Source organism: Arthrobacter sp. KNU40 (genome assembly GCF_051515115.1).
In the GTDB taxonomy this organism is placed as follows: Bacteria; Actinomycetota; Actinomycetes; order Actinomycetales; family Micrococcaceae; genus Arthrobacter.
Map to the genome: position 1 here is coordinate 1,019,445 of NZ_CP195850.1, position 18,366 is coordinate 1,037,810.

The 18,366-nt window shown below is 59.1% G+C and carries 20 protein-coding genes; 4 read left to right on the forward strand and 16 right to left on the reverse strand.

Features of this window, described 5'->3' with window-relative positions:
* Window positions 1–142 precede the first annotated feature (142 nt).
* The 4 genes from ACSKT0_RS04820 to ACSKT0_RS04835 all read right to left on the reverse strand — a co-directional run bounded on the left by ACSKT0_RS04820 (window position 143) and on the right by ACSKT0_RS04835 (window position 6,599).
* A complete protein-coding gene (locus ACSKT0_RS04820; protein ID WP_437772746.1) occupies window positions 143–1,876 on the reverse strand; it encodes an ATP-dependent nuclease in 1,734 nt (577 codons plus the stop codon).
* On the reverse strand, window positions 1,873–3,168 hold the full coding sequence (locus ACSKT0_RS04825; RefSeq protein WP_437772747.1) for a restriction endonuclease subunit S: 1,296 nt from the start codon (window positions 3,166–3,168) through the stop codon (window positions 1,873–1,875). Before ACSKT0_RS04825 ends, ACSKT0_RS04820 begins: the two co-directional genes overlap by 4 nt.
* A complete protein-coding gene (locus tag ACSKT0_RS04830; RefSeq protein ID WP_437772748.1) occupies window positions 3,165–5,162 on the reverse strand; it encodes a type I restriction-modification system subunit M in 1,998 nt (665 codons plus the stop codon). The genes ACSKT0_RS04825 and ACSKT0_RS04830 overlap by 4 nt, the downstream gene beginning before the upstream one ends.
* Before the next feature lie 1,218 nt (window positions 5,163–6,380).
* Window positions 6,381–6,599, reverse strand: a complete 219-nt coding sequence (locus tag ACSKT0_RS04835; RefSeq protein WP_437772749.1) for a hypothetical protein — start codon at window positions 6,597–6,599, stop codon at window positions 6,381–6,383.
* A gap of 31 nt (window positions 6,600–6,630) precedes the next feature.
* On the opposite strand from ACSKT0_RS04835, the gene ACSKT0_RS04840 reads away from it, so the two are divergent.
* Window positions 6,631–7,434: a DUF2599 domain-containing protein gene (locus ACSKT0_RS04840; RefSeq protein ID WP_437772750.1), complete on the forward strand. Its 804-nt coding sequence runs from the start codon at window positions 6,631–6,633 to the stop codon at window positions 7,432–7,434.
* A 513-nt stretch (window positions 7,435–7,947) separates the two neighbouring features.
* Here the strand turns inward: ACSKT0_RS04840 and ACSKT0_RS04845 are convergent.
* The 9 genes from ACSKT0_RS04845 to ACSKT0_RS04885 all read right to left on the reverse strand — a co-directional run bounded on the left by ACSKT0_RS04845 (window position 7,948) and on the right by ACSKT0_RS04885 (window position 13,556).
* Window positions 7,948–8,178 (reverse strand): hypothetical protein, encoded by a 231-nt coding sequence (locus tag ACSKT0_RS04845; RefSeq protein ID WP_437772751.1) that lies wholly within the window; start codon window positions 8,176–8,178, stop codon window positions 7,948–7,950.
* A 34-nt stretch (window positions 8,179–8,212) separates the two neighbouring features.
* Complete coding sequence (locus ACSKT0_RS04850) at window positions 8,213–8,662, reverse strand: hypothetical protein (protein WP_437772752.1); 450 nt, start codon at window positions 8,660–8,662, stop codon at window positions 8,213–8,215.
* Window positions 8,663–8,937: 275 nt separating this feature from the next.
* Complete coding sequence (locus ACSKT0_RS04855; RefSeq protein ID WP_437772753.1) at window positions 8,938–9,171, reverse strand: hypothetical protein; 234 nt, start codon at window positions 9,169–9,171, stop codon at window positions 8,938–8,940.
* A 333-nt stretch (window positions 9,172–9,504) separates the two neighbouring features.
* Entirely contained in the window at window positions 9,505–9,828 is a 324-nt protein-coding gene (locus ACSKT0_RS04860; protein WP_437772754.1) for a hypothetical protein, read from the reverse strand.
* 9 nt (window positions 9,829–9,837) lie between these two features.
* Window positions 9,838–10,557 carry a GAF domain-containing protein gene (locus tag ACSKT0_RS04865; protein WP_437772755.1) on the reverse strand — a complete coding sequence of 240 codons (720 nt, stop codon included), beginning with the start codon at window positions 10,555–10,557 and terminating at the stop codon, window positions 9,838–9,840.
* 117 nt (window positions 10,558–10,674) lie between these two features.
* Window positions 10,675–11,454, reverse strand: coding sequence for a GAF and ANTAR domain-containing protein (locus ACSKT0_RS04870; RefSeq protein WP_437772756.1), 780 nt, complete (start codon window positions 11,452–11,454; stop codon window positions 10,675–10,677).
* Window positions 11,451–11,732: a hypothetical protein gene (locus ACSKT0_RS04875; protein WP_437772757.1), complete on the reverse strand. Its 282-nt coding sequence runs from the start codon at window positions 11,730–11,732 to the stop codon at window positions 11,451–11,453. Before ACSKT0_RS04875 ends, ACSKT0_RS04870 begins: the two co-directional genes overlap by 4 nt.
* Window positions 11,725–12,459, reverse strand: a complete 735-nt coding sequence (locus tag ACSKT0_RS04880) for an ANTAR domain-containing protein (protein ID WP_437772758.1) — start codon at window positions 12,457–12,459, stop codon at window positions 11,725–11,727. Before ACSKT0_RS04880 ends, ACSKT0_RS04875 begins: the two co-directional genes overlap by 8 nt.
* A 185-nt stretch (window positions 12,460–12,644) precedes the next feature.
* Window positions 12,645–13,556, reverse strand: coding sequence for a helix-turn-helix transcriptional regulator (locus ACSKT0_RS04885; RefSeq protein WP_437772759.1), 912 nt, complete (start codon window positions 13,554–13,556; stop codon window positions 12,645–12,647).
* A gap of 209 nt (window positions 13,557–13,765) precedes the next feature.
* On the opposite strand from ACSKT0_RS04885, the gene ACSKT0_RS04890 reads away from it, so the two are divergent.
* From ACSKT0_RS04890 to ACSKT0_RS04900, 3 genes are all read left to right on the forward strand, one after another.
* The gene (locus ACSKT0_RS04890; protein ID WP_437772760.1) at window positions 13,766–15,046 is read left to right on the forward strand and encodes a multidrug effflux MFS transporter; all 1,281 of its coding nucleotides are present in this window, start codon (window positions 13,766–13,768) and stop codon (window positions 15,044–15,046) included.
* A 67-nt stretch (window positions 15,047–15,113) separates the two neighbouring features.
* Window positions 15,114–15,527: a hypothetical protein gene (locus ACSKT0_RS04895; RefSeq protein WP_437772761.1), complete on the forward strand. Its 414-nt coding sequence runs from the start codon at window positions 15,114–15,116 to the stop codon at window positions 15,525–15,527.
* Window positions 15,527–15,715 (forward strand): YegP family protein, encoded by a 189-nt coding sequence (locus ACSKT0_RS04900; protein WP_236816014.1) that lies wholly within the window; start codon window positions 15,527–15,529, stop codon window positions 15,713–15,715. The genes ACSKT0_RS04895 and ACSKT0_RS04900 overlap by 1 nt, the downstream gene beginning before the upstream one ends.
* A 47-nt stretch (window positions 15,716–15,762) precedes the next feature.
* Here ACSKT0_RS04900 and ACSKT0_RS04905 read toward each other — a convergent pair whose 3' ends face one another.
* The 3 genes from ACSKT0_RS04905 to ACSKT0_RS04915 form a co-directional block, all read right to left on the reverse strand.
* Window positions 15,763–16,128 (reverse strand): TfoX/Sxy family protein, encoded by a 366-nt coding sequence (locus ACSKT0_RS04905; RefSeq protein ID WP_437772762.1) that lies wholly within the window; start codon window positions 16,126–16,128, stop codon window positions 15,763–15,765.
* A gap of 522 nt (window positions 16,129–16,650) precedes the next feature.
* Window positions 16,651–17,838 (reverse strand): LysM peptidoglycan-binding domain-containing protein, encoded by a 1,188-nt coding sequence (locus tag ACSKT0_RS04910; protein WP_437772763.1) that lies wholly within the window; start codon window positions 17,836–17,838, stop codon window positions 16,651–16,653.
* The gene (locus ACSKT0_RS04915; protein ID WP_437772764.1) at window positions 17,835–18,359 is read right to left on the reverse strand and encodes an RNA polymerase sigma factor; all 525 of its coding nucleotides are present in this window, start codon (window positions 18,357–18,359) and stop codon (window positions 17,835–17,837) included. The genes ACSKT0_RS04910 and ACSKT0_RS04915 overlap by 4 nt, the downstream gene beginning before the upstream one ends.
* Window positions 18,360–18,366 lie beyond the last annotated feature (7 nt).

Below are 18,366 nucleotides of genomic sequence, written 5' to 3' on the forward strand. Positions count from 1 at the left end.
GTCACCAATCCGGATGTTCTTTAGACATGAACAGGACGTATGCGAGAAAAGCAGTCATGCTGGATTTACTATGGGCAACTTTAGTTGCCGTTCCAGACGAGTGGTGAATTTTCTCAAGTCCGGGCCCGCCAGTTGGCTGTTATCAACGCAACTCCGCCTCAATGTTTCTAAGCAACTCAACCATCTCCCATTCCAGATTCTCAGGTGACACTGCCGATGCGAGCTTCCTGGCCGACAGCACTGGAAACCTTGTTTCCTGCGTTCGTCGGTTCCAAGATGCAATGAAATCCTTTGGCGGTATCATGCCAAGACGTCGATCCAAGCCCTTATCCCATAAAGCCTTGAAATCTCTCAGCGCCGTCGTTATCTTCGTTGACTCGTCATAGTGAGCAGGTAACGTCTTTGCAACGCTTGAAGAATACTGTCCGAAAACGTCGTCGAAAAATGATTCAGCAATCAGTTCCAGCTCTGATCGAACGATTGAATCGTTGAGTTTTGTAAATGTGGAAACTATTTGAGGGGAGATGAGATAGCTTTCCAATTCCTTCTTATTCCACACGTGGGCTTTTACGCCAGAGGCTAAGAGATCTTCTTCAATCTTCTGGCACTCGATTTGCTGGCGATAGTCTCTATCCAAGATCAGCCTAATATTTATGGTTTCGCCCATATATCGAGAAGAAAGCCAAGCAAATGACTCAACGCTTGGCCATCGGCTGAAGCCCCCAATTGGAATGATGGCTAGATTGCGCTCCATTGCGAGTCCAGCGCAACCAAGGCGTTCGGCCACCACACGCAGAATCTTCATGTCCTGCCCTTCCACGAAGAGAGCATTCTTCGCCTTGAGAGCTCGAGCCATTGAAAGGTTAAAAGAACTGCCGAGACCATCGGCAATCACACCTAGCCCATTCTGATTCGAGGTGCGGACGGCAGACGCTGCAGTTCGTTCTATCCAAACCAGGGATGATGGTTGAGCTTCGGACGCCACTTCTGCAGCGTGCGACGACATGATGACCTGCTGTTTGGCAGCCTCGACGACCCTGACCAAGCGGCGCTGGAGATCAGGGTGGAGAAAAACGTCAGGCTCGTCCAAAAGGATGGATGCGCAATTCCGATTTCGCCAAAGATGAAATAGAAGCTGTAGCCAGATTTGAATGCCGTCTCCAGCCCAGAAGATCTCTTTCTCGGTGCGGCTACCTCCGTCCATGTAGAAGACGTCTAACCAGTCTTCCCCATCTACGCGTCGAGACGTTAACGCCAATGTTGTAATTTCCGGAGTATTCGTCAGAAGGAATGAGATCAAATCATTATGTTCATCCGAATCGCCGGATTGTGAAACCTTTAGATGATTTCGGAAGTGTCGGCTTGAAAGTCGCGTTTCCAAGTGCCCCTTTAGGTGAATCGCGGTCAATCGCTTTTCATTGCGTTCAAGTGGCGTCAGAGTCGGGACGATACCAATTACTGATACGAGTGCCTTTGCCGCCGCAGCAGTTTGTACATGGCTGCCTTTATGTTCGAGCCAGAAAAATGGAGGATCGTCGGCGGGCCAGGTGATTCTGAGTATGGCGCCAGAAGTGTAGCGCAATTCTAACTTAGATTCGGTGTCATCACTAAATTCATGTCGCACATTTTCGAGATTAAATGATTCGGTTCGAATTTTCCCGAGAAAATATCCATTTATCGTTTTGCCGTTACTCGAAAAGTATTCCTGGGGTCTGTTTCGCGTGGCAAACCGGGCGGCTTCATTGCAAAGTCTTATTGCCGAAATTAGGGTACTTTTTCCAGCGTTGTTCGGCCCGAGAAGGAGTGCACTTCCAGAGAAAGAAACAGAGTATGATTTAAAGCCCTTGAACATTGTGAGCCTCAATGACTTAATCATTTGGTTCCTTTGGTCTGAACGTCGATCACACCGGTGACTGCGGCCGAGATGAGGGCGGAGCGACGTTCGCGCAGGAGCGAAATCGACCGCCGGGCTAATTCAAGCAGATCATCGATCCGAGTCGTCGACTCATCGAGATACCGGGTTATCTCGATCTGTTTGGATGTCTCGGGCACCGGAATCCAGAGTCTTTTGATGTCTTCGAGGCTTAGTTGGAGCTTAGTTCCCCCGTAGGCACCCTGGTTCAGTTGGCGCTGCCCGAACTCTGAAAGGACGAAGTACGCGAGGAATCGTGACTGGAGTCGATTTTGATCGAGTCGAGTGAGAGCTACGTGCTGACTAACGTACGAGCCGGCCTCCTTTTCCGATGCCACTCCAACGGACCCAAGATACGCGGTGATCGAGAAAAGAACGTCGCCCGCTTCAACCACAGCACGTGTGCCCTCCGAATCACGAGGGATGTCGACGTGTTGAGTCTCGGACATATCTAGGTGGAGGTGTCCTCGCGTAAGATTGCCAATTCGAACAAATGGCGTTCCATGGTCCGCATAGAATTCTGCCCATCCTCGCGAGCCGCTGGTAATGAAGGTGAGAGCCCGCTTCAACTCTGTAGTCCACCATGTTTCAGGTATGTGGCCGAGCCATGGGATGCCCGAGGGCTTGGTGGGTGCGGTGGGGTCGAGGCCCTTGGTGACGGCGTGGGTGATGATGGCCTGGCGTTTCTCGGCGAGCAGTTCGATGAGCCGCTCCTGCTTGCCGATCAGTTCGTCGATCTGGGCGGTTTCGCGGTCGAGGAAATCAGAGATCGCACTCTGGATCGCGTGGCTTGGGTATGGCATTTGAAAAGAACGAAAATCATTCTGGCTGAGGTTCTGCATGCTACTGCTGGTGCCAACACATATGGCGGCAACCTGGTCGCGATATTCCCGAGTTTGCATCCACCAGTAGACAAATCTTGCGACTGCGGCTTCGGACGTCCGCACTTGCCAAAGACGATCCGGAAGATACAGATTGTCATAATCACGCTGAGTGTGGCCAGCAGCACCCACAAGAGCCGGCGTGTTCATGCGACTGACGATCAGCCGGTCGGAACGAACGGGACAGGACGCGCGTTCAATCTCGTCTGGATCCACGACTTTGTTTTCCGTTGCATCGAAGAATCCGTTGGAAACACAACTGGTCTTCAGCACGCCTACTTCGTCTTCAGCTGATGGGAAATCAATCGCATTTACGCTGGTGCCGCTTTCGATCGCTGCCACCGCACGGCGGACCGCCAATTGAGGGTGCGTCACTTCTCAACCTCGGACAGCAGCATCGTGATCTCGCCGATGAGCTTGTTGAGGTCCTTATCGATTTCCTCCAAGGACCTGGGCGCGACGTATTTGTAGAAGTGGCGGGTGAAGGGGATCTCGTAGCCGACCTTGGTCTTGGCTTCGTCGATCCAGGCGTCGGGGACGTGGGGGACGACTTCGCGTGCGAAGTAGTCTTGAATGTCCTCACCGAGCGGCACATTTTCGGTGTCGCGCAGGTCCGTGTCCGCCTCGGGAGTGCCCTTGGGGCCCTGGCAGATGTCGGCGGTTTCGTCGCGTTCGGAGAGGCCGGCGAGGACCGCTTTCAGGACGGGCGCGCCGAGTTTGAGACCAGCACCTGCGAGACCCGTCTTGAGGGCCTTGAGGAATGTCTCACGGTTCTTCCAGAGTTTCGTTTCGCTTTCGCCGAGCCGGGTGAGCGTCTTCTCGAGAAGCTGCCGGTCGTCGTCGGACAGTTTCTCGACCGGTTTTTGCGCCAGCACGGCGTCGACCCGCTCGGGCGTGCAGGCGAAGTTGAGCTTCAATGGGCGTTCCACCGTAATGGTGGAGTAGCCGAAGTCCTGGTTGTTGAAGATCTTAGAGGTCTCGCCGTCGTCCTCGAAAGTGCCATAGAGCCGGACGATCTTGGTGATGTCTTTGGGCCCGAGTTCCTTGCGTTTGGAGCCGAGGCTTTTGCGCATTTTCTGGAAGAAGTCCACGCCGTTGATGAGTTGGACCTTGCCGACACCCTCCGGGTGTTTCTGCTTCTTGTTGTTGGAGAGGATCCAGACGTAGGTGGCGATGCCGGTGTTGTAGAACATGTCCGTGGGGAGCGCGATGATGGCCTCCACGAAGTCGTTCTCGATCAGGTACCTGCGGATCTCGGACTCGCCCGAGCCGGCGCCGCCGGTGAATAGCGGTGAGCCGTTCAGGACGATGCCGATGCGGGAGCCGCCGTCGTGCGACGGGCGCATCTTGCGGACCAGGTGCAGCAGGAAAAGCAGCGAGCCGTCGCTCACGCGGGGCAAGCCCGGGCCGAAGCGGCCGTCGAAGCCGTGGAGTTCGTGTTCCTTCTGGATCTGCAGCTGGATCTTCTTCCATTCAACGCCGAAGGGCGGGTTGGAGAGCATGAAGTCGAACTGCTGGCCGATGTTCTGATCGTTGGCCAGGGTGTCGCCGACCGAGATCTTGGAGATGTCCTGGCCCTTGATCAGCAGGTCCGATTTGCAGATGGCGTATGACTCGTCGTTGATTTCCTGCCCGTAGGCGACGAGGGATGCGCTGGGGTTGAGTGCATGGAGGTGTTCCTGGGCGACAGTGAGCATGCCGCCCGTCCCGGCGGTTGGGTCGTAGATGGACCGGACGATGCCCTCTTTGGTGAGGACGTCGTCGTCGTAGTTCAGCAGCAGCTGGACCATGAGCTGGATGACTTCGCGCGGGGTGAAGTGCTCGCCGGCGGTCTCGTTAGAGGCTTCGGCGAAGCGGCGGATGAGTTCCTCGAACATGAGGCCCATCTCGATGTTGCTGATGGTCTCCGGGTGGAGGTCGATCGCGGCGAAGTCCTTGGTCACGCGATAAAGCAGGTCCGAGCTGTCCAGCTTCTCGAACGTCTTGTAGAACTCGAAGCGCTCGAAGATGTCGCGGGTGTTCTCCGAGAACCCCTGGACGTAGTCGAGGATGTTCGCCTTGATGTTGGTGGGGTCATCCAGGAGCTTGGCGAAGTTGAACTGGGAGGTGTTGAAGAAGCTGTGGCCCGAGGCCTTCTGCAGGAAGGTGTCCAGCGGGATATTCAGGTCTTTCTTGGCCTGCGCTTCCTGCAGGACGGCGTCCTTGGTGGCGTCTAGGACGCAGTCCAGGCGGCGGAGGATGGTGAACGGCAGGATCACCGAGCCGTACTGTGCCGGTTTGTAGGTGCCTCGCAGAATATTCGCGATGCTCCAGACTAGGTTGGCGTTGTTGTTGCTGGCCACTGTTCCCACTTCCGTTGCTGCGGGCAATGAGGGGACCAGCTTCTTAACTTGATGCTGGCATCGTCCCCATTGCCGTGCAGCATTCATTGATCACGCACGTACTCGCTTTGCATTCTATTGGGAGCAGGCGATCGGAGCTGACGGATTGGCCAACTTGAGGGCCCGCGTGTCCTGACGCGACGCTACGTTTCGCAGGACCGTGCTGAGCCAGCGGACCTCCGTTGGCGACCGAGCTCGCGGAGGTGGATGTCATGGCGGCGCCGGCGCAGGAGAGGAATGGGTTGCAGGCGAAACGTGAGTTGCTCGCAAGGTGACGTCCCCGTCAGCCGCTTGCTGCTCACCAGAATCGTCAAGCGATTGACCGTGCTCGTCAACCAGTACCGAGTGGTCGAGCGCCCGCGTCCAAGTTCAGGACTTACTGTCCGACCGTCCTAACCGGCCCTACTTCTTTCTTGTTGGGAACCAAGGAACTCCTGGTTTGATGGCAAGAGCGAAGAACGGGAAGATGATGCTGAACATCACCAAGCTGGCTAGAGTGGGCTTGGGTGTCCAACCAGAGGTCGCCCAGTAAAGCAACCATTGAGCTGCCCACATGCCGCCTACCGAAGCGACGTAAACATAAAGTCGTCCCCACCCGGTCTTTGGGGTCGTTATCTTCGGTTTGGCCGAAATTGTCCGGCGCCCGTCCTATCTGCAAGCGTCATTCCAGTTTGTTCCCGCGCCAAATGCTCCGGATCCGGCCCGTGTAACCCGCCCAATGCCGAGACTGAACCCCAGACGGCCCCGCAGCTCGCCTCGTCGCAGCCGAGTGGTCTCCCATGGCGGACCACCCTTGCCAGCACGACGGGCCCGACCAGCCTGCGGTGGTGATCGCCGCCCGGGGATTTGCAGCTTCTTGTAGACAAACCACGTTGCAAGACTCGTCCCCGAATGCTTTCAGGATGCTCGGGCCGAAGGTGAAGGTCGCGAACAGCGGACCGACCTGAAGTGGATAGAACCAGAAACGTGCCATCCGAGCGGTGACGATGCTAGCTGCAGCGGGATAGCAGCCGTCTACGTGTTTCGGTCTTGAACACGTAGACGCTCCTTTTGTGACACGTAGATGGAGCCTTTATTACACGTAGATTGGCCATTTTTGCACGTATTTTTCGTGGTCTCACCACTTAGATGGCAAATCCAGACATAGCCTTTTTACGGCGAACTGGGCGGCCCTTGCGCCTCCCAATTGCCGGAATGACGTGATTGCTACAGCAAGCTCGCACCTGAAGGGGCGCGAACCGGACATTCCCGCCGAACAACAAAATCTGGAGGAAACGTGAAAATTAGTTCAGTATCCTTAGTTATTTCGGTCTCAGCCGCTGCAATACTTTCTTTGTCAACTATTTCTCCCAGCGTGGCGGCCGAGAGCGTGCCACCGATAAGTCCGGCAATCCGCGCCATCGAGAATTCGGCACCGGGATTCATTCCGACGGCCAACGTGCGAGGATCTGCAGATTTGAACACCTCGCAGGCCAGGGCCCTAGCCGGGAACGCCTCGAATGAGCTTCCCACGAATTCTAGTGATCCTGTGGCAGTCCAGAGTTCGAGTGGGGCCGTGATTAGGTTGGGGCTTCCCTTCCGTGAAAAGGCCGTTGAGGGCAAGAAACAGTCCAACGGGACAGTCGTTTTTGATAATGAGAACGGAACGAGTTCCGTGCTGGTGCCTAAGGAAGGAATGGGCGTTGCCGCAGTGACCGTCCTTTCCGACTCCTCCTCACCCAGTCGTTTCAACTACAATCTCACGGTTCCATCCGACGGCACCGCAATTTTGAATAATCGAGGTGCCGTCGAAATCTTCGATGCCAAGGGCGCTTTCTCGGGCGTGATTGCCCCCGCCTGGGCAAAGGACTCCAGAGGCACGGTCGTGGCGACTCATTACGAGCTAAATGGTCCCACTCTCACCCAGGTTGTAGACCACACGTCCCAGTCGTACACGTACCCCGTCGTGGCGGATCCATGGCTAGGAATCGACTTGATTGACAGGTTTAGCTGGGACGGAAACAATATCAAGGTTCACGTTACCCCCATGATGGGCTTCGTGAACGAGACTGTCGCCGCCGGCGCAGGCTGGGACGAGCTGAAGACAAAGACCCGTAACCGGGTGAACCAGGCTACCCTCCATCAGCAATGGCTCTGCCATGCCCTAGGAAAGTTCGTGATCTTCTTCGAGCCGCCACCCAACAATACTTGGGATCTGGAGGGTTGGCGCCGAGTTGTGACCAACCCACTCGACTTCATCTGGTACCGGTGCAATTGGTAGCACGTAAACGAAGGACGAAATGAGTAAACGAACAGCCCCCATCATCATAGGTGCCCTTGGTCTCGTAGTCTTTTCAGTCGTAACAGTGATCTGGACAGTGCGGACATTTGAGATTGACGCTGCCAATCTGACAGAGGCCACCCCACCACTGCAGGCGGCCCTCTGGCTGGGGAGCATCCTCGTGGTTGCGGGATCTATTACTTGGCTCATTGTGCTCAGAAGACGGGGACCTAAGGAGTAGCAGCCACTCGATCATTTCATCGACGAGCGCGGGTTCGCGGATTTCGCTCGCGGAGGTGGATGTCTCGCTCACACCCCATGCGCTTGCTGAGGCGGCCTCGACTTTTGGCAGGCGTCCGGGGAGGTCGTCCGTTACGAATAGCTCCCATGGCGAACCATCCTTGTCAGCAGGATTGGCTCGGCCGGCCTGCGGTGATGCTCCTTGCCCGGTAGAGCAGGCTGTTGGTGGTGCTCAGAGCGACGGAGGGTTTGGCGCTTTGCCAGTCGATAGCTCTAATGAGAGCGGCTCTGACCGCCTTTTCCTACCCGGTAACGGTGAATCGCCGGGACCCCAAGAAGGATGTACCCAAACGCTATGGCCGGGTAGCCGGTCCACAGCGGTCCAAGCAGCTCGCGCAGGGGGCTGATGAAAATCATGGCGACGCCCAAGAGCGCAATTGCGAGCGTCAGTAAGCCGCTCCGACCATGAAGCATCACATGACGCGCTTGTTCTGCGGGGATCATTTGATTGCTCCTGTTTCTTTGGACAGTGCGGTTTTCACCTGGTTGTCATTCGAGCTCGAATTGCCGACGTGATCTCTTCGGGATGGGCGGTTGAGACGATCCATCGGCGCGTCTTCGTTTCCAAGGCGACCGCAGGCCCTCCCACCAGCAAGCCTCGGGTGTTTTTGCCCATGATCCGGAAGCCATATCCGTCAGCGAGGGTTGTCTCCGGGACCCCAGCTACGGCCACAACGTCTGAGATCGACATTTCGGTTGAATAGAACGGCGCGAGGCGCAGCACGATTTTCTCCTCAGTTATGGCGATGGAGACGGTCATCCGAACAATCGCCCAGGTGAAGGCGACGATGCCGGCGGCCATGAGAAGCCCGGGCAATACGATGCCCGAGACCAGAGCTGACACAACCAACACGATGACAGACGCGCCTACAATTCCCCAGATCAAGACTTGGGAGCGTCCTGCCAGCCGGGCCTCTGATATCACCATGTCTTTCCCACACTTCCGCGTCCGACTTGGACCGGACTCTCTAAGATCTTTCGTACGGCCTGCGGAGCCCCCGATGCCGCGCTTGTGAGTAAATAATCCATGCGATTGAGCCTGCAAACGGCACTGCAAAGATCACGACGGCAACGGCCACCTTACTTAGAGGGGGAATCCACTTTGATGCCATAAGCGATGCAAGCGCTACGACTACCAACACGAAATAGACGATGCCCAAAAAAGGCGTAGCCCAGGCGTCGCTGACGACTGGGTTATCCGTATCAGTTGGGCTCAACACGACCGACCTGCTTTGTTTGCTTCTTATAGACAGGCCACGTCGCGAGATTCGCCCCCGATGCGGCCACGGAGAGGATCCCCATGATGGTCTGATTGTTAAAGAACGCGATGGTAGCGACGATCAAGAGCAATACGGCTGGGAAGAGGGTCAGAAGTTTCATCACGCCGTCACCCACACCCCAAGGCAAGCGACGGGCCGCCAGTTGGTGCCAGTTCATAATCCCCCCAAGGGTTAGGTCGACTTCGCTTGGTTAGGAAAAATCGATCAGCCGTTGAGCTGCTGACGGTCCCATCCTGAGAGAAAGATAAACCTGCGAATGCCCGTCTCCGTGTGGATTTGGTGAATCTCCGTGCGTTTTGGGCGAATCTCCGTGTGAAAACCGCAAAATTCAGTGTGGAAGAGCCGGCGTCTACGTGTTTGGGACTACCCGCGTCTACGTGCGACGCACCCCGCCGTCGTACCCCGCAACTGAACCACGCAGGAAGTGAACGCAACCGCCCAAGTGCCGCCCGCCGTCGTGCACCCCACCCCCGGCGACGCAAGTTACCGTCTACTCCTCAGACTCCGGCAGTTCCTGCGGCCCGGATCCAGGTTCTTTCCTTGGGTGCTCGCCATCCGGGCCAAGTTCGTCGGAGTAGGGTGCTCGACCTTGGGGGGAGGTGTCGATGAGTTCGTTGGCGGCCATCGCCAGGAGGTCGCGTTGTAGGACGGGCAGGGAGAGGAGGCCTTGGAGATAGGCTTCCACCTCGTACTCGCCAACTTCGCCGCCCAGGCTGAAGTACTTGAGCCAGAGTTCGCCGACGTTGATTTGTGCTGACTTCATGGCAGCGGCCAGCATGCGCTGCTGTTGTGGTTCGTGCTGATCGAAGCCCACGGGCCGGCCTTAGTCCAGGGCCGCCGGAATCCCGGCGACGAGATCGGCACTGATCTGACCCAGTGTGCTGTTCTGCCGCCGGGCCCGGCGCATCAGTTCGGCAAGGGCCAAGTCAACGGTCAAAGAGTGGCGCTGCATCAGTATGCCGCAGGCCCGGTTGACGAGGTCGCGACTATGGAGGGACTCGGCCAGGGCTTCACTGATGCGGTGAGGTGCTTCGCTGGCCTGGATATTCGCAAGCAACGTTGCAGCCGGGGCGGCAAATAGTTCCAGCACCCCGGCCGCGTCCTCGCCGAAAGCGCCCGCACGGTCCGAGTAGATCTTCAGGGCGCCGATGCATTCTTGCTCGGCGATCAAAGGGGTGCTGATCACCGAAAGGATAGGCATGCCCTTCACAGCGTCAGACCATTGGCGCCAGCGCGGATCTGTTGCGACATCCTGGACGATCACTGTTTCTTCCATGGCCCAGGCCGTCAGGCACGGTCCCTGGCCCAACTCATATTGGAGGGCATCCGCGCGGGTGACCACTTCGTCTGTGGAGGCGCTGCTGGTCAGCCTGCCTCTCGAATCCACAATGGAAACTCCAGCGCCGGTGGCTCCGGACACGGATTCCTTGATGGCACGGGCAAGCAACCGCACGGCGCGGTCCACTTTCTCTTCCGTCAGCAGCAGGCCCTGGATTCGCGCGATAACGGTCGACAGTTCATCCAGCGGTAGTTTCCGCGCCATAGTCCTCATTCATCTAGGTCCAGTGCATCGAGCCGCAAGCGTTCCTGTGAAAGAGAATCCAGCACGGCATTTGGTGCGCTGTTCCTAGCTTAGTCCGCACCATTCCCCACGTTTTGGCTATTCGTCGAAGTAAACTTCCGGATCCGTCTCGCCCGACACAGAGGCAATGACATGAGCGGCTATATCCCGGAGTTTGACGTTTCGGCTGTTCGAGGCCCGGGTCAAAACCTTGAAGGCGGTGTCGCGTCCGCATCGGTTCTGCGCCATGACAATCCCGACGGCGGTGTCGATCGTCGAGCGGGACTGCATGGCTGCGGTGAGATCGTCCCGGGCGTTACGCAACTGGGAGATCATCAAAGCCAGACGCAAGGACTTCGCTGCACTCTCGGCGAATTCTTCTGCAGCCGTAATGTCCGGTCCGGTAAACCCGTGTGGGGTGGTCGAATAGAGGTTCATGACGGCTTCGGCTTCACCGGCCAGATCAAGCGGGACTGCCAGGATAGATCCGATGCCGTTCCGCCAGACTGCCTCGATGTAGTCACCCCAACGGCTTTCATGGCGGCTATCGACGACGAGCATCACTGAATTGTGCCGAAGCGCCGTGAGGCAAGGCCCGTCTCCGAATTCAATTTGCAGTTCATCGAGCGCGCGCACCCGCTCATCGCTGCTGGCTGTGGTGATGCCCTTTTTCTTCGTGACAACGGTGAGACCGCATGAGACGGCGTTGGAGGCCGTTGTGAGAGCAGCCCCTGCCAGGGTCGCAAGGTTCGCGAGGAAATCGTCAAGGTCGACGCTCTCCAAACAAAGATCCTGGAGGGTGATGCCAAGGTCCTGGTTCGGGTGGGCAGGCAATCCGGCCAACGCGTTGTGGGTCGGGCGCGGCTCTGAGCTAGTCATGTGCCTGCGATCCTTCCCGAATCGAGTTCCCGCATCGCTTCTGTGTCTAGTTCCCGCATTGCCAAGGCCAGAAGGTTCATTTGCGATGGGGGGAGCTCGCCGAGCTCATGAAGATACGCGTCCACAGCCATTTCATCCACATCGCCCCCAATCCCGTAAAAGTAGGCCCATACCCCGGCCAAGGCCGTGCGGCCGTCCCGGTACCAGTCGGCGGCGCTTCTCCGTTGCTCGGATGCCCACTCAGGATGACGCATTCCCGATCCCTCACGATTATTCATGGGATGCACCCGGGGAGGTCCAATCGAGGGGGACTGACGCGTTCAGGATGTCGGTGGCGATGTCATGAAGGCGCCGGTCGTTGTCCCGGGCAGCAAGCTGAAGCAGTTCCATGGCACGGTCCCGTCCACAATGGTTCTGGAGCATGATCAAGGACAGCGCCGCGTCCACCACAGCGCGTGACTGCAGCGCAGATCGGAGGTGTTCGGGGTACGGCTCCGGAACATGAAGCCGCAGCGCCAACCTCAGCGTTTTCGAAATTGTCTCGGCATGCTCCAAAACGCGGGCGACGATGGCCGGGTTAAATGTGCCGGGCGCATAGGCGTAGCAATTCAATGCTGCGCGTGCCGAAGAGTCTGTCTGGATAGGGACTGCGAGGACAGAGCGAATACCTTCGCCGTCTACCTGGTGGGCGTACTGTGCCCAACGATCGTCGGCCTGCAGATCATCAATCAGCACGCGGTGTTGGTGCCGCAACGCCGTAAGGCAAGGGCCGTCGTCGAACGTGTATTGCTTTTCGTCCAAGCGCTGCGCCGCAGCGGTACTACTGGCCACCGTTGAGGGGCCGGCATCCCGCTCGACGGTGATAGCGCACAAGAGAGGTTCCCGACCGTCCAACAAGGATGCTGAGATGGTGGCCAAGCCCAGGAGAAATTCGGTGAAGCCGGGACTTTCAAGCAGGAGGTCCTGCAATTGTTCTGTGGTGGGTACAGCGTTGTTGCTGGCCATGCGGCCTCGATTCCAAGGGGCGCCCGGATCCCTAACCCAGGCCGGTAGCCATGCCCGCTTGCGCGCTGCATAGCCCTTATATTCAATCCCTGGACCCGAACGACCATCCTGAAATCTCCTACTTCGACACTACGCCCTCCCGGGAGCTTTGGACACGAGAGGCCGTGGTCGTGAGCGGAGACGGCTCAGACCTCACCTTTGGTGGTGCTGGCTCGAAGGTCCCGCGTGAGGTTGGGGGACTGGACTATATTCTCGGTCGCCGCCCAGGAGGCGAGGAGCTTCAGGGCTTCTTCCGAGGGGCTGCCGGGAATGGCGGGGTAAACAGTCAGGGTGTGGCCGGGGTCGTCTTCGAGGTCCATGGCCTGGTAGCTCAGTTCAAGGAGCCCGACCACGGGGTGGTTGAAGAATTTGGTGCCTGAGTAGTGGCGGCGGACGTTGTGTGCTGCCCAGCGCGTGCGGAATTCGTCGCTGCGCATGGAGAGTTCGCCCACGAGTGCTGCGATGTCTTTGTCGTGGGGGTTGCGGCCCGCGTCGCGGCGCAGGATCGCGACGTTGACGTTCGCAGCACGGTCCCAGTCGGGGTAGAAGCCCTGGGCGCGGGGGTCCAGGAAGATGAAGCGCGAGTGGTTCGCAGGGCGTGCCGGGCTGCGGTACATCTCGGAGTAAAGGGCATAGCCCAGGGCGTTGGCGGCAACGATGTCCATGCGGTTGTTGCCGATAAAGGCCGGGGCTCCGGTGATGGCGTCGAGCAGATACTGCATCACGGGCCGCACGGCTGACGCGGGTGTGTCGCTGGAGCGTTTCCTTACCGAGGGGACGGCCGCACGTGCCAGGTCGTAGAGATGGTCGTGTTCGGCGCGGTCAAGCTCAAGAGCCCGGGCGATCGAGTCGAGGACGCTGTCCGAGACCCCGGTGAGGTTTCCACGCTCGAGGCGGGTGTAATAGTCGATGCTGACACCGGCGAGACGGGCGACTTCTTCCCTTCGGAGACCCGCCACTCGGCGCCGGCCGCCGATGGGCTCGATGCCCGCCTGCTCGGGGGTGATGCGTCCTCGGCGGGAGACCAGAAACTCTCGTACCTCGGCTCGGTTATCCATATGGAAACGGTACGACCCAACCAGGGACGGTTGGGAGGTTCTGTCATAACCCGTTTCGACAGAGCCCTCGCTACGCCTGCGGATTGCGGGTTTCATGGAAATCGAAGTCAGGCATTCGATGAAATGGAGCACCAGCGTATGCGCGCAACCATCATGCACACCCCCGGAGATGTCCGCGTATGCGGCTCGGACCGGTGGTCCTACCGCCCGTGAGTACGACGCCGACCACCACACGGGCTGCGACGGCCGGGACTGTCCCGGCAGCACTAGTCGCCACTGTCGTCTTCCTTACCGCTGTCGCACCGCTTGCAACCGACATGTACGTCCCGGCGTTCCCGCGCGTGTCGGAAGAATTCGGCACCTCGGCGTCGTCGGTTCAGCTGACTCTGACGACGTTCTTTGCCGGCATGGGACTGGGGCAGCTGGTCGGCGGCCCGTTCAGCGACCAACGCGGCAGACGCATGCCGCTTGTGGCAGGCACGATCCTCATGACCATCGCGACGGTTGGCTGCGCCCTGGCCCCGAGCATCGGATTCATGATGATTGCCCGGTTGCTGCAGGGCTTTGGCGGGGGATGGGCGATGGTGATCGGCCGCGCCGTCATCGTGGACCTGGCCCACGGCCCTCAATTGGTCCGGGTGCTCAACATCGTGATGGGGATCGGGGGCGTGGCGCCGATCATCAGCCCACTGCTGGGCGCCGTGATCCTGCAGTTGACCGGGTGGCGGATGACCTTCTGGACACTGGCGGCCCTTGGTGTCCTGATGACCCTTTGTGCGCTGTTCGTCGTGCCGGAATCCCGGCCGCCCGGGAAACGTCACGCGGGCGGACTGCGTGAATTCGGGCGTGCGGCGTGCACTGTCCTGGCGAACCGCCGGTTCGTTGGATACGTGATGGTGGCATCTTCGGCATTTATCGCGTTGTTCGCCTACGTCGCAACGTCCGCATTCATCCTGCAGAACATGAACGGATTGTCGCCGGTGGCGTACTCCATCGTCTTTGCCGCGAACGCTGGCGGGATGACTATCGCTGCCCTCGTCTCGGCGCGGCTGGCAGGGCAGGTGCCCACGCGACGGGTCATCCTCGTAGGACAGACCATCGCGCTCGCCGCTGGAGTCGTCATGCTTGCCGGCGCCCTCTGGTGGGGCACTCCTTTGCTCGTGGCAATGGGCAGCTTCTTCGCGCTCATGGTGGCCCAGGGACTGATCAATACCAATGGCGGTGCCCTTGCCTCGGCTGAAGTGCCGGCGCACCCGGGCACGAGTTCTGCCGTCCTGGGTCTGGTGCAGTGGACCACTGCCGGCATCATCGCGCCGATCGCAGGGTTGGGCGGTACGGACACGGCCGTCCCGATGGCAGTCATCATGATTGTCGGGGCCCTGCTGTCCCTCTTCGGTCTTGTCATTGTGGCCCGGCCCAGCGCAACCATCAGGGCGTTCACCAGGCCCGTTACTGCTCGAAATAAAGTCAAATCGATTGACATGACCTAAGTCACATTCTATATGCTGGTATCGGTCAAGCAGCTGGCTTCTCGATTTTCGTACGAGGAGGTCAGTCATGGCACCTATTCAACCCAGTCATCCCCATCTTCATGGTCAAAGGGCCTTCCACCTCGATGTTCGCGCTGCACGGCGCGGTGCAGCCTGGACGGCGGACACCTCCGGTGAAGCCTTGCGGGGCTACCTTCCCAGGCCAAGCGCGGTTCAACAACTGTTTCGGCGATGGCCGTTCGTGCCCTCGCGGGAATTGGAACGCATCCGTCTCGTGCTTCTTCATTGCGACGAAATAGCCCACGCGGCCGCAACCCGCCGGCTCTCCGAACCGGCCCAGGCGTTGCTGGATCTCGTGACGAGCGAGCTGGAGCGGCGACGCGAACCAGGACATCATCACCCTCTCAGCAACGGGCCGGCTACCCGGCATCCCGCACTGCCCACGCTTGCTCCCGGCCGCCGTCGGGGAGAACTTCTCTGATGGCGGGACACTTTGAAGTTTTCACTGACAACGGAGGCAGCTGCAGGGTGCGGCTGGTCGACGAGTTCGGGAAAGAGCTTGCCGTCTCCTCACCATTCCGGGACACGGACGCCGCGGTCCGCGGGATCTATACCTTCCGCGAGATCGCGGCGAGCGGACTGATCGAAGACCACACGTCCCGATTCTGAGTCTTGTGCCCTGGTCCTGGTGCCACGGGCCGTCGCCGCAGCGGCAGCTACTTCTTCGACGAACGGGGCTTCGCGACCTTCGGCGGAAGGGTAGCAACGTAGGCGAAAGCCTTCTCAATCCATTCCGCCGTTTGCTCCTCGTCGTCGCTCAAAGCTTCGGGGAGCCCGACGTAGCCACCCATGGCGCGGCCTTCGGGGCCGAACGGGAGCGTTTGGTGGCTGGCCTCCAGTGCCTCGCGGTCGGCGTCGGAAAGCTTGACGCCGATCATCGGGCCGAACAGTCCGGCGAACATATTGCCGTTCACGAACGCGCCCAGGTTCCCGAACATCGGCTTGACGACGACATCAGGGTTCTCTGGCACCACCGCGCGGAAGCGGTCTTTGTCGGCGTCGGACGGTTTGGGGATCTGCATGTGCGTACTCCGCGGTAGGGGATCGAAAGCCTAGGACTGCATGCAGCATACGACGGCGGGATGCGGGCCGCCAGCGTCGGGGCACCGTTCTCCTTTGAATCCAGAACAGGTCAAACGAGGAAAGTAGGATGGGCGAATGCCGAGTTCACCCGAAAACGAGCCTGCAGACCAGCTTCAAGGCATTCTGGACCTCCAGTCTGTTTTGGTGGGCGCAGAGAATGCTTCTGATCGGTGACGGCCCCTGCATCGCGGCGCTCCGGGAGATGTCTCCTGTGATTATCGACGACGGTTCGACAGACCTGCGCTGGCCGGCTCTCACCAAGAAATTCGCAGAGATAGGTGTTCATAGCTCGTTGGGGATTCCCATGGAAATCAGCGAAGACGCCAGTGCTGCGCTGAACTTTTTCACATCCAAGCCAGGTGCATTCACAGGTCTCGGGGAGCGGGATCGAAACTCACTTCGAGGGGTAGGAACGGGTGGACGTTTTTGGGTGCCTCGGCTGTTTGGATGGACCCGGACAGCTACTTGTGGATGGGCTTGGTCAAGGCGAGGCTGATTGTCTGGCCGGGGGCGAGTTCGCCGTTGGGTAGGTCTGTGAAGGCATACCAGACCGCTTCGGTGCCGGTCAGCGGGCGGTTCGCCCATCTCAGGTCTGTCACGCTGAACCGGGACGAGATCTGGCGCTCGGTGTCCCCGGGCGCAGTGGTATAGGTGAGCGGGACGCCGTCGGGGTCGGCGGTGAAGGTGCCCTGCGCTCCGTCGATCTTGAGTTCCCCGGGCATGAGCCTCACCCTGGTGCCTGCGGGGATGGGCTTGTCAGTGGTGAGGGACGGGTTGTACTGCAGCAGTTGGGTCGTGGTGGATCGGAATTTGTAGCCGATGCTGTCGAAGGAGTCACCGTCGACGGTGGTGTAGAAGATGGTCTGGCCGAATGAATTGTTGACCGTTGTTCCTGTACCGGACCTGCTGTCGACGGGATTCTTCTGCAGTTGGATACGGTTCCCGGCACGGACAAAATAGGTGTTGCCCTTCTCGTACACGTATGGGACCTTGTTCGCTTCCGCCAACTGCTCTCCCGTGATTCCGAACCGGTAGGTGATCCCGCCAAGTGTGTCCTCGGATTCGATGACGTAACTCGTGGGGATGCCGTTCTCGTCGACGGTGGCCGCCCCCTTCGCACCCTTGATCGGGCCTGGAGACGGGATCAACCGAAGCTTTGTATTGGGTGCCAATGCGCTCCCGGGCTGAAGCCCATTGAATTCAGCGAGTTTCTCCTCGGAGATGCGGAAGGCTGCGGCCACTCCAGCAGAGGTGTCACCGGAGACGGTGGTGTAGTAATCCACGTTCCCAAATGAATCGGTAACAGTGGGCCCGGCCAGGGAAGACCTCCCGGCGTTGGACGGTGTCGCCATAGCGGTGACGCTCGGCGCCGCAACCGTGTTGACCGGACCCGTTACTAAACTCGAGGCCACGAGTACGCCGGCCGCGACCGCCGCGGCAGCAAGCCCCGCAGCGGCGAAACGCACCCAATGACGTTTGGCCGGTGTGCGGTGGAAGTCGTGGACGGATCCGCCGACGGCGATGTGAGTGACCTCGGAATTCACGAACGACAGAGACCGATCGCGGCTGCGGTCCAATTCCTCGTCGGTGATCATGAGCGCAGGATCGGCGGCTGACAGCAGATCGGCGACGGACTGGTCCTTGCTCATTCTGTTGCTCCTTCTGACACTGTCTGCTCCTGAAGTATTCGGCCTAGTTCCTTGCGGGCCCGGTGCAGGCGCATTCGCACGGCAGTCGCCGTCGTGTTGAGGAGATGGGATACTTCGACGGCGGTGAGTCCGTCCCAATACGTCAGCAGCAACACCTCCCGTTCCTTCGGACCTAGGTAGTCGATGGCATCCCGCACGGCGGATTCCTCCGCGGGTGTCCCGGGGACGCGCTCCGACAGCAAAGCACCGATAAGCCCCGCCGACCGGGACAAGGACCTGTCGTGGTTTCGGAGCACGTTCTTGGCTATTCCGAAAATGACGAGCACCGGGAGCTCAGCATCCTGTCGGGACTTTTCCCAGGCAATCCTGAAAACCTCCGCGCACAGATCCTCGGCGGTGGCGGGGCCGTCCGTCCTGCGCCGAAAATAGCGGTAGATGCGGTCGTGGGACCCCGTGTGGGCGGCAACGAACCGTTTTTCCCTCTCCAGATCCACCCGTTCCCCCATTGTTTGCAAGCTCATGCCCTTG

Excerpts from the sequence above, each read along its gene's own strand:
- ACSKT0_RS04820 (WP_437772746.1), bottom strand. The coding sequence starts at position 1,876 with ATGATTAAGTCATTGAGGCTCACAATGTTCAAGGGCTTTAAATCATAC.
- ACSKT0_RS04835 (WP_437772749.1), bottom strand. The coding sequence starts at position 6,599 with ATGAATCCCGGTGCCGAATTCTCGATGGCGCGGATTGCCGGACTTATC.
- ACSKT0_RS04845 (WP_437772751.1), bottom strand. The coding sequence starts at position 8,178 with ATGATCCCCGCAGAACAAGCGCGTCATGTGATGCTTCATGGTCGGAGC.
- ACSKT0_RS04850 (WP_437772752.1), bottom strand. The coding sequence starts at position 8,662 with ATGGTGATATCAGAGGCCCGGCTGGCAGGACGCTCCCAAGTCTTGATC.
- ACSKT0_RS04855 (WP_437772753.1), bottom strand. The coding sequence starts at position 9,171 with ATGAACTGGCACCAACTGGCGGCCCGTCGCTTGCCTTGGGGTGTGGGT.
- ACSKT0_RS04865 (WP_437772755.1), bottom strand. The coding sequence starts at position 10,557 with ATGGCGCGGAAACTACCGCTGGATGAACTGTCGACCGTTATCGCGCGA.
- ACSKT0_RS04870 (WP_437772756.1), bottom strand. The coding sequence starts at position 11,454 with ATGACTAGCTCAGAGCCGCGCCCGACCCACAACGCGTTGGCCGGATTG.
- ACSKT0_RS04875 (WP_437772757.1), bottom strand. The coding sequence starts at position 11,732 with ATGAATAATCGTGAGGGATCGGGAATGCGTCATCCTGAGTGGGCATCC.
- ACSKT0_RS04880 (WP_437772758.1), bottom strand. The coding sequence starts at position 12,459 with ATGGCCAGCAACAACGCTGTACCCACCACAGAACAATTGCAGGACCTC.
- ACSKT0_RS04885 (WP_437772759.1), bottom strand. The coding sequence starts at position 13,556 with ATGGATAACCGAGCCGAGGTACGAGAGTTTCTGGTCTCCCGCCGAGGA.
- ACSKT0_RS04895 (WP_437772761.1), top strand. The coding sequence starts at position 15,114 with ATGGCACCTATTCAACCCAGTCATCCCCATCTTCATGGTCAAAGGGCC.
- ACSKT0_RS04900 (WP_236816014.1), top strand. The coding sequence starts at position 15,527 with ATGGCGGGACACTTTGAAGTTTTCACTGACAACGGAGGCAGCTGCAGG.
- ACSKT0_RS04905 (WP_437772762.1), bottom strand. The coding sequence starts at position 16,128 with ATGCAGATCCCCAAACCGTCCGACGCCGACAAAGACCGCTTCCGCGCG.
- ACSKT0_RS04910 (WP_437772763.1), bottom strand. The coding sequence starts at position 17,838 with ATGAGCAAGGACCAGTCCGTCGCCGATCTGCTGTCAGCCGCCGATCCT.
- ACSKT0_RS04915 (WP_437772764.1), bottom strand. The coding sequence starts at position 18,359 with ATGAGCTTGCAAACAATGGGGGAACGGGTGGATCTGGAGAGGGAAAAA.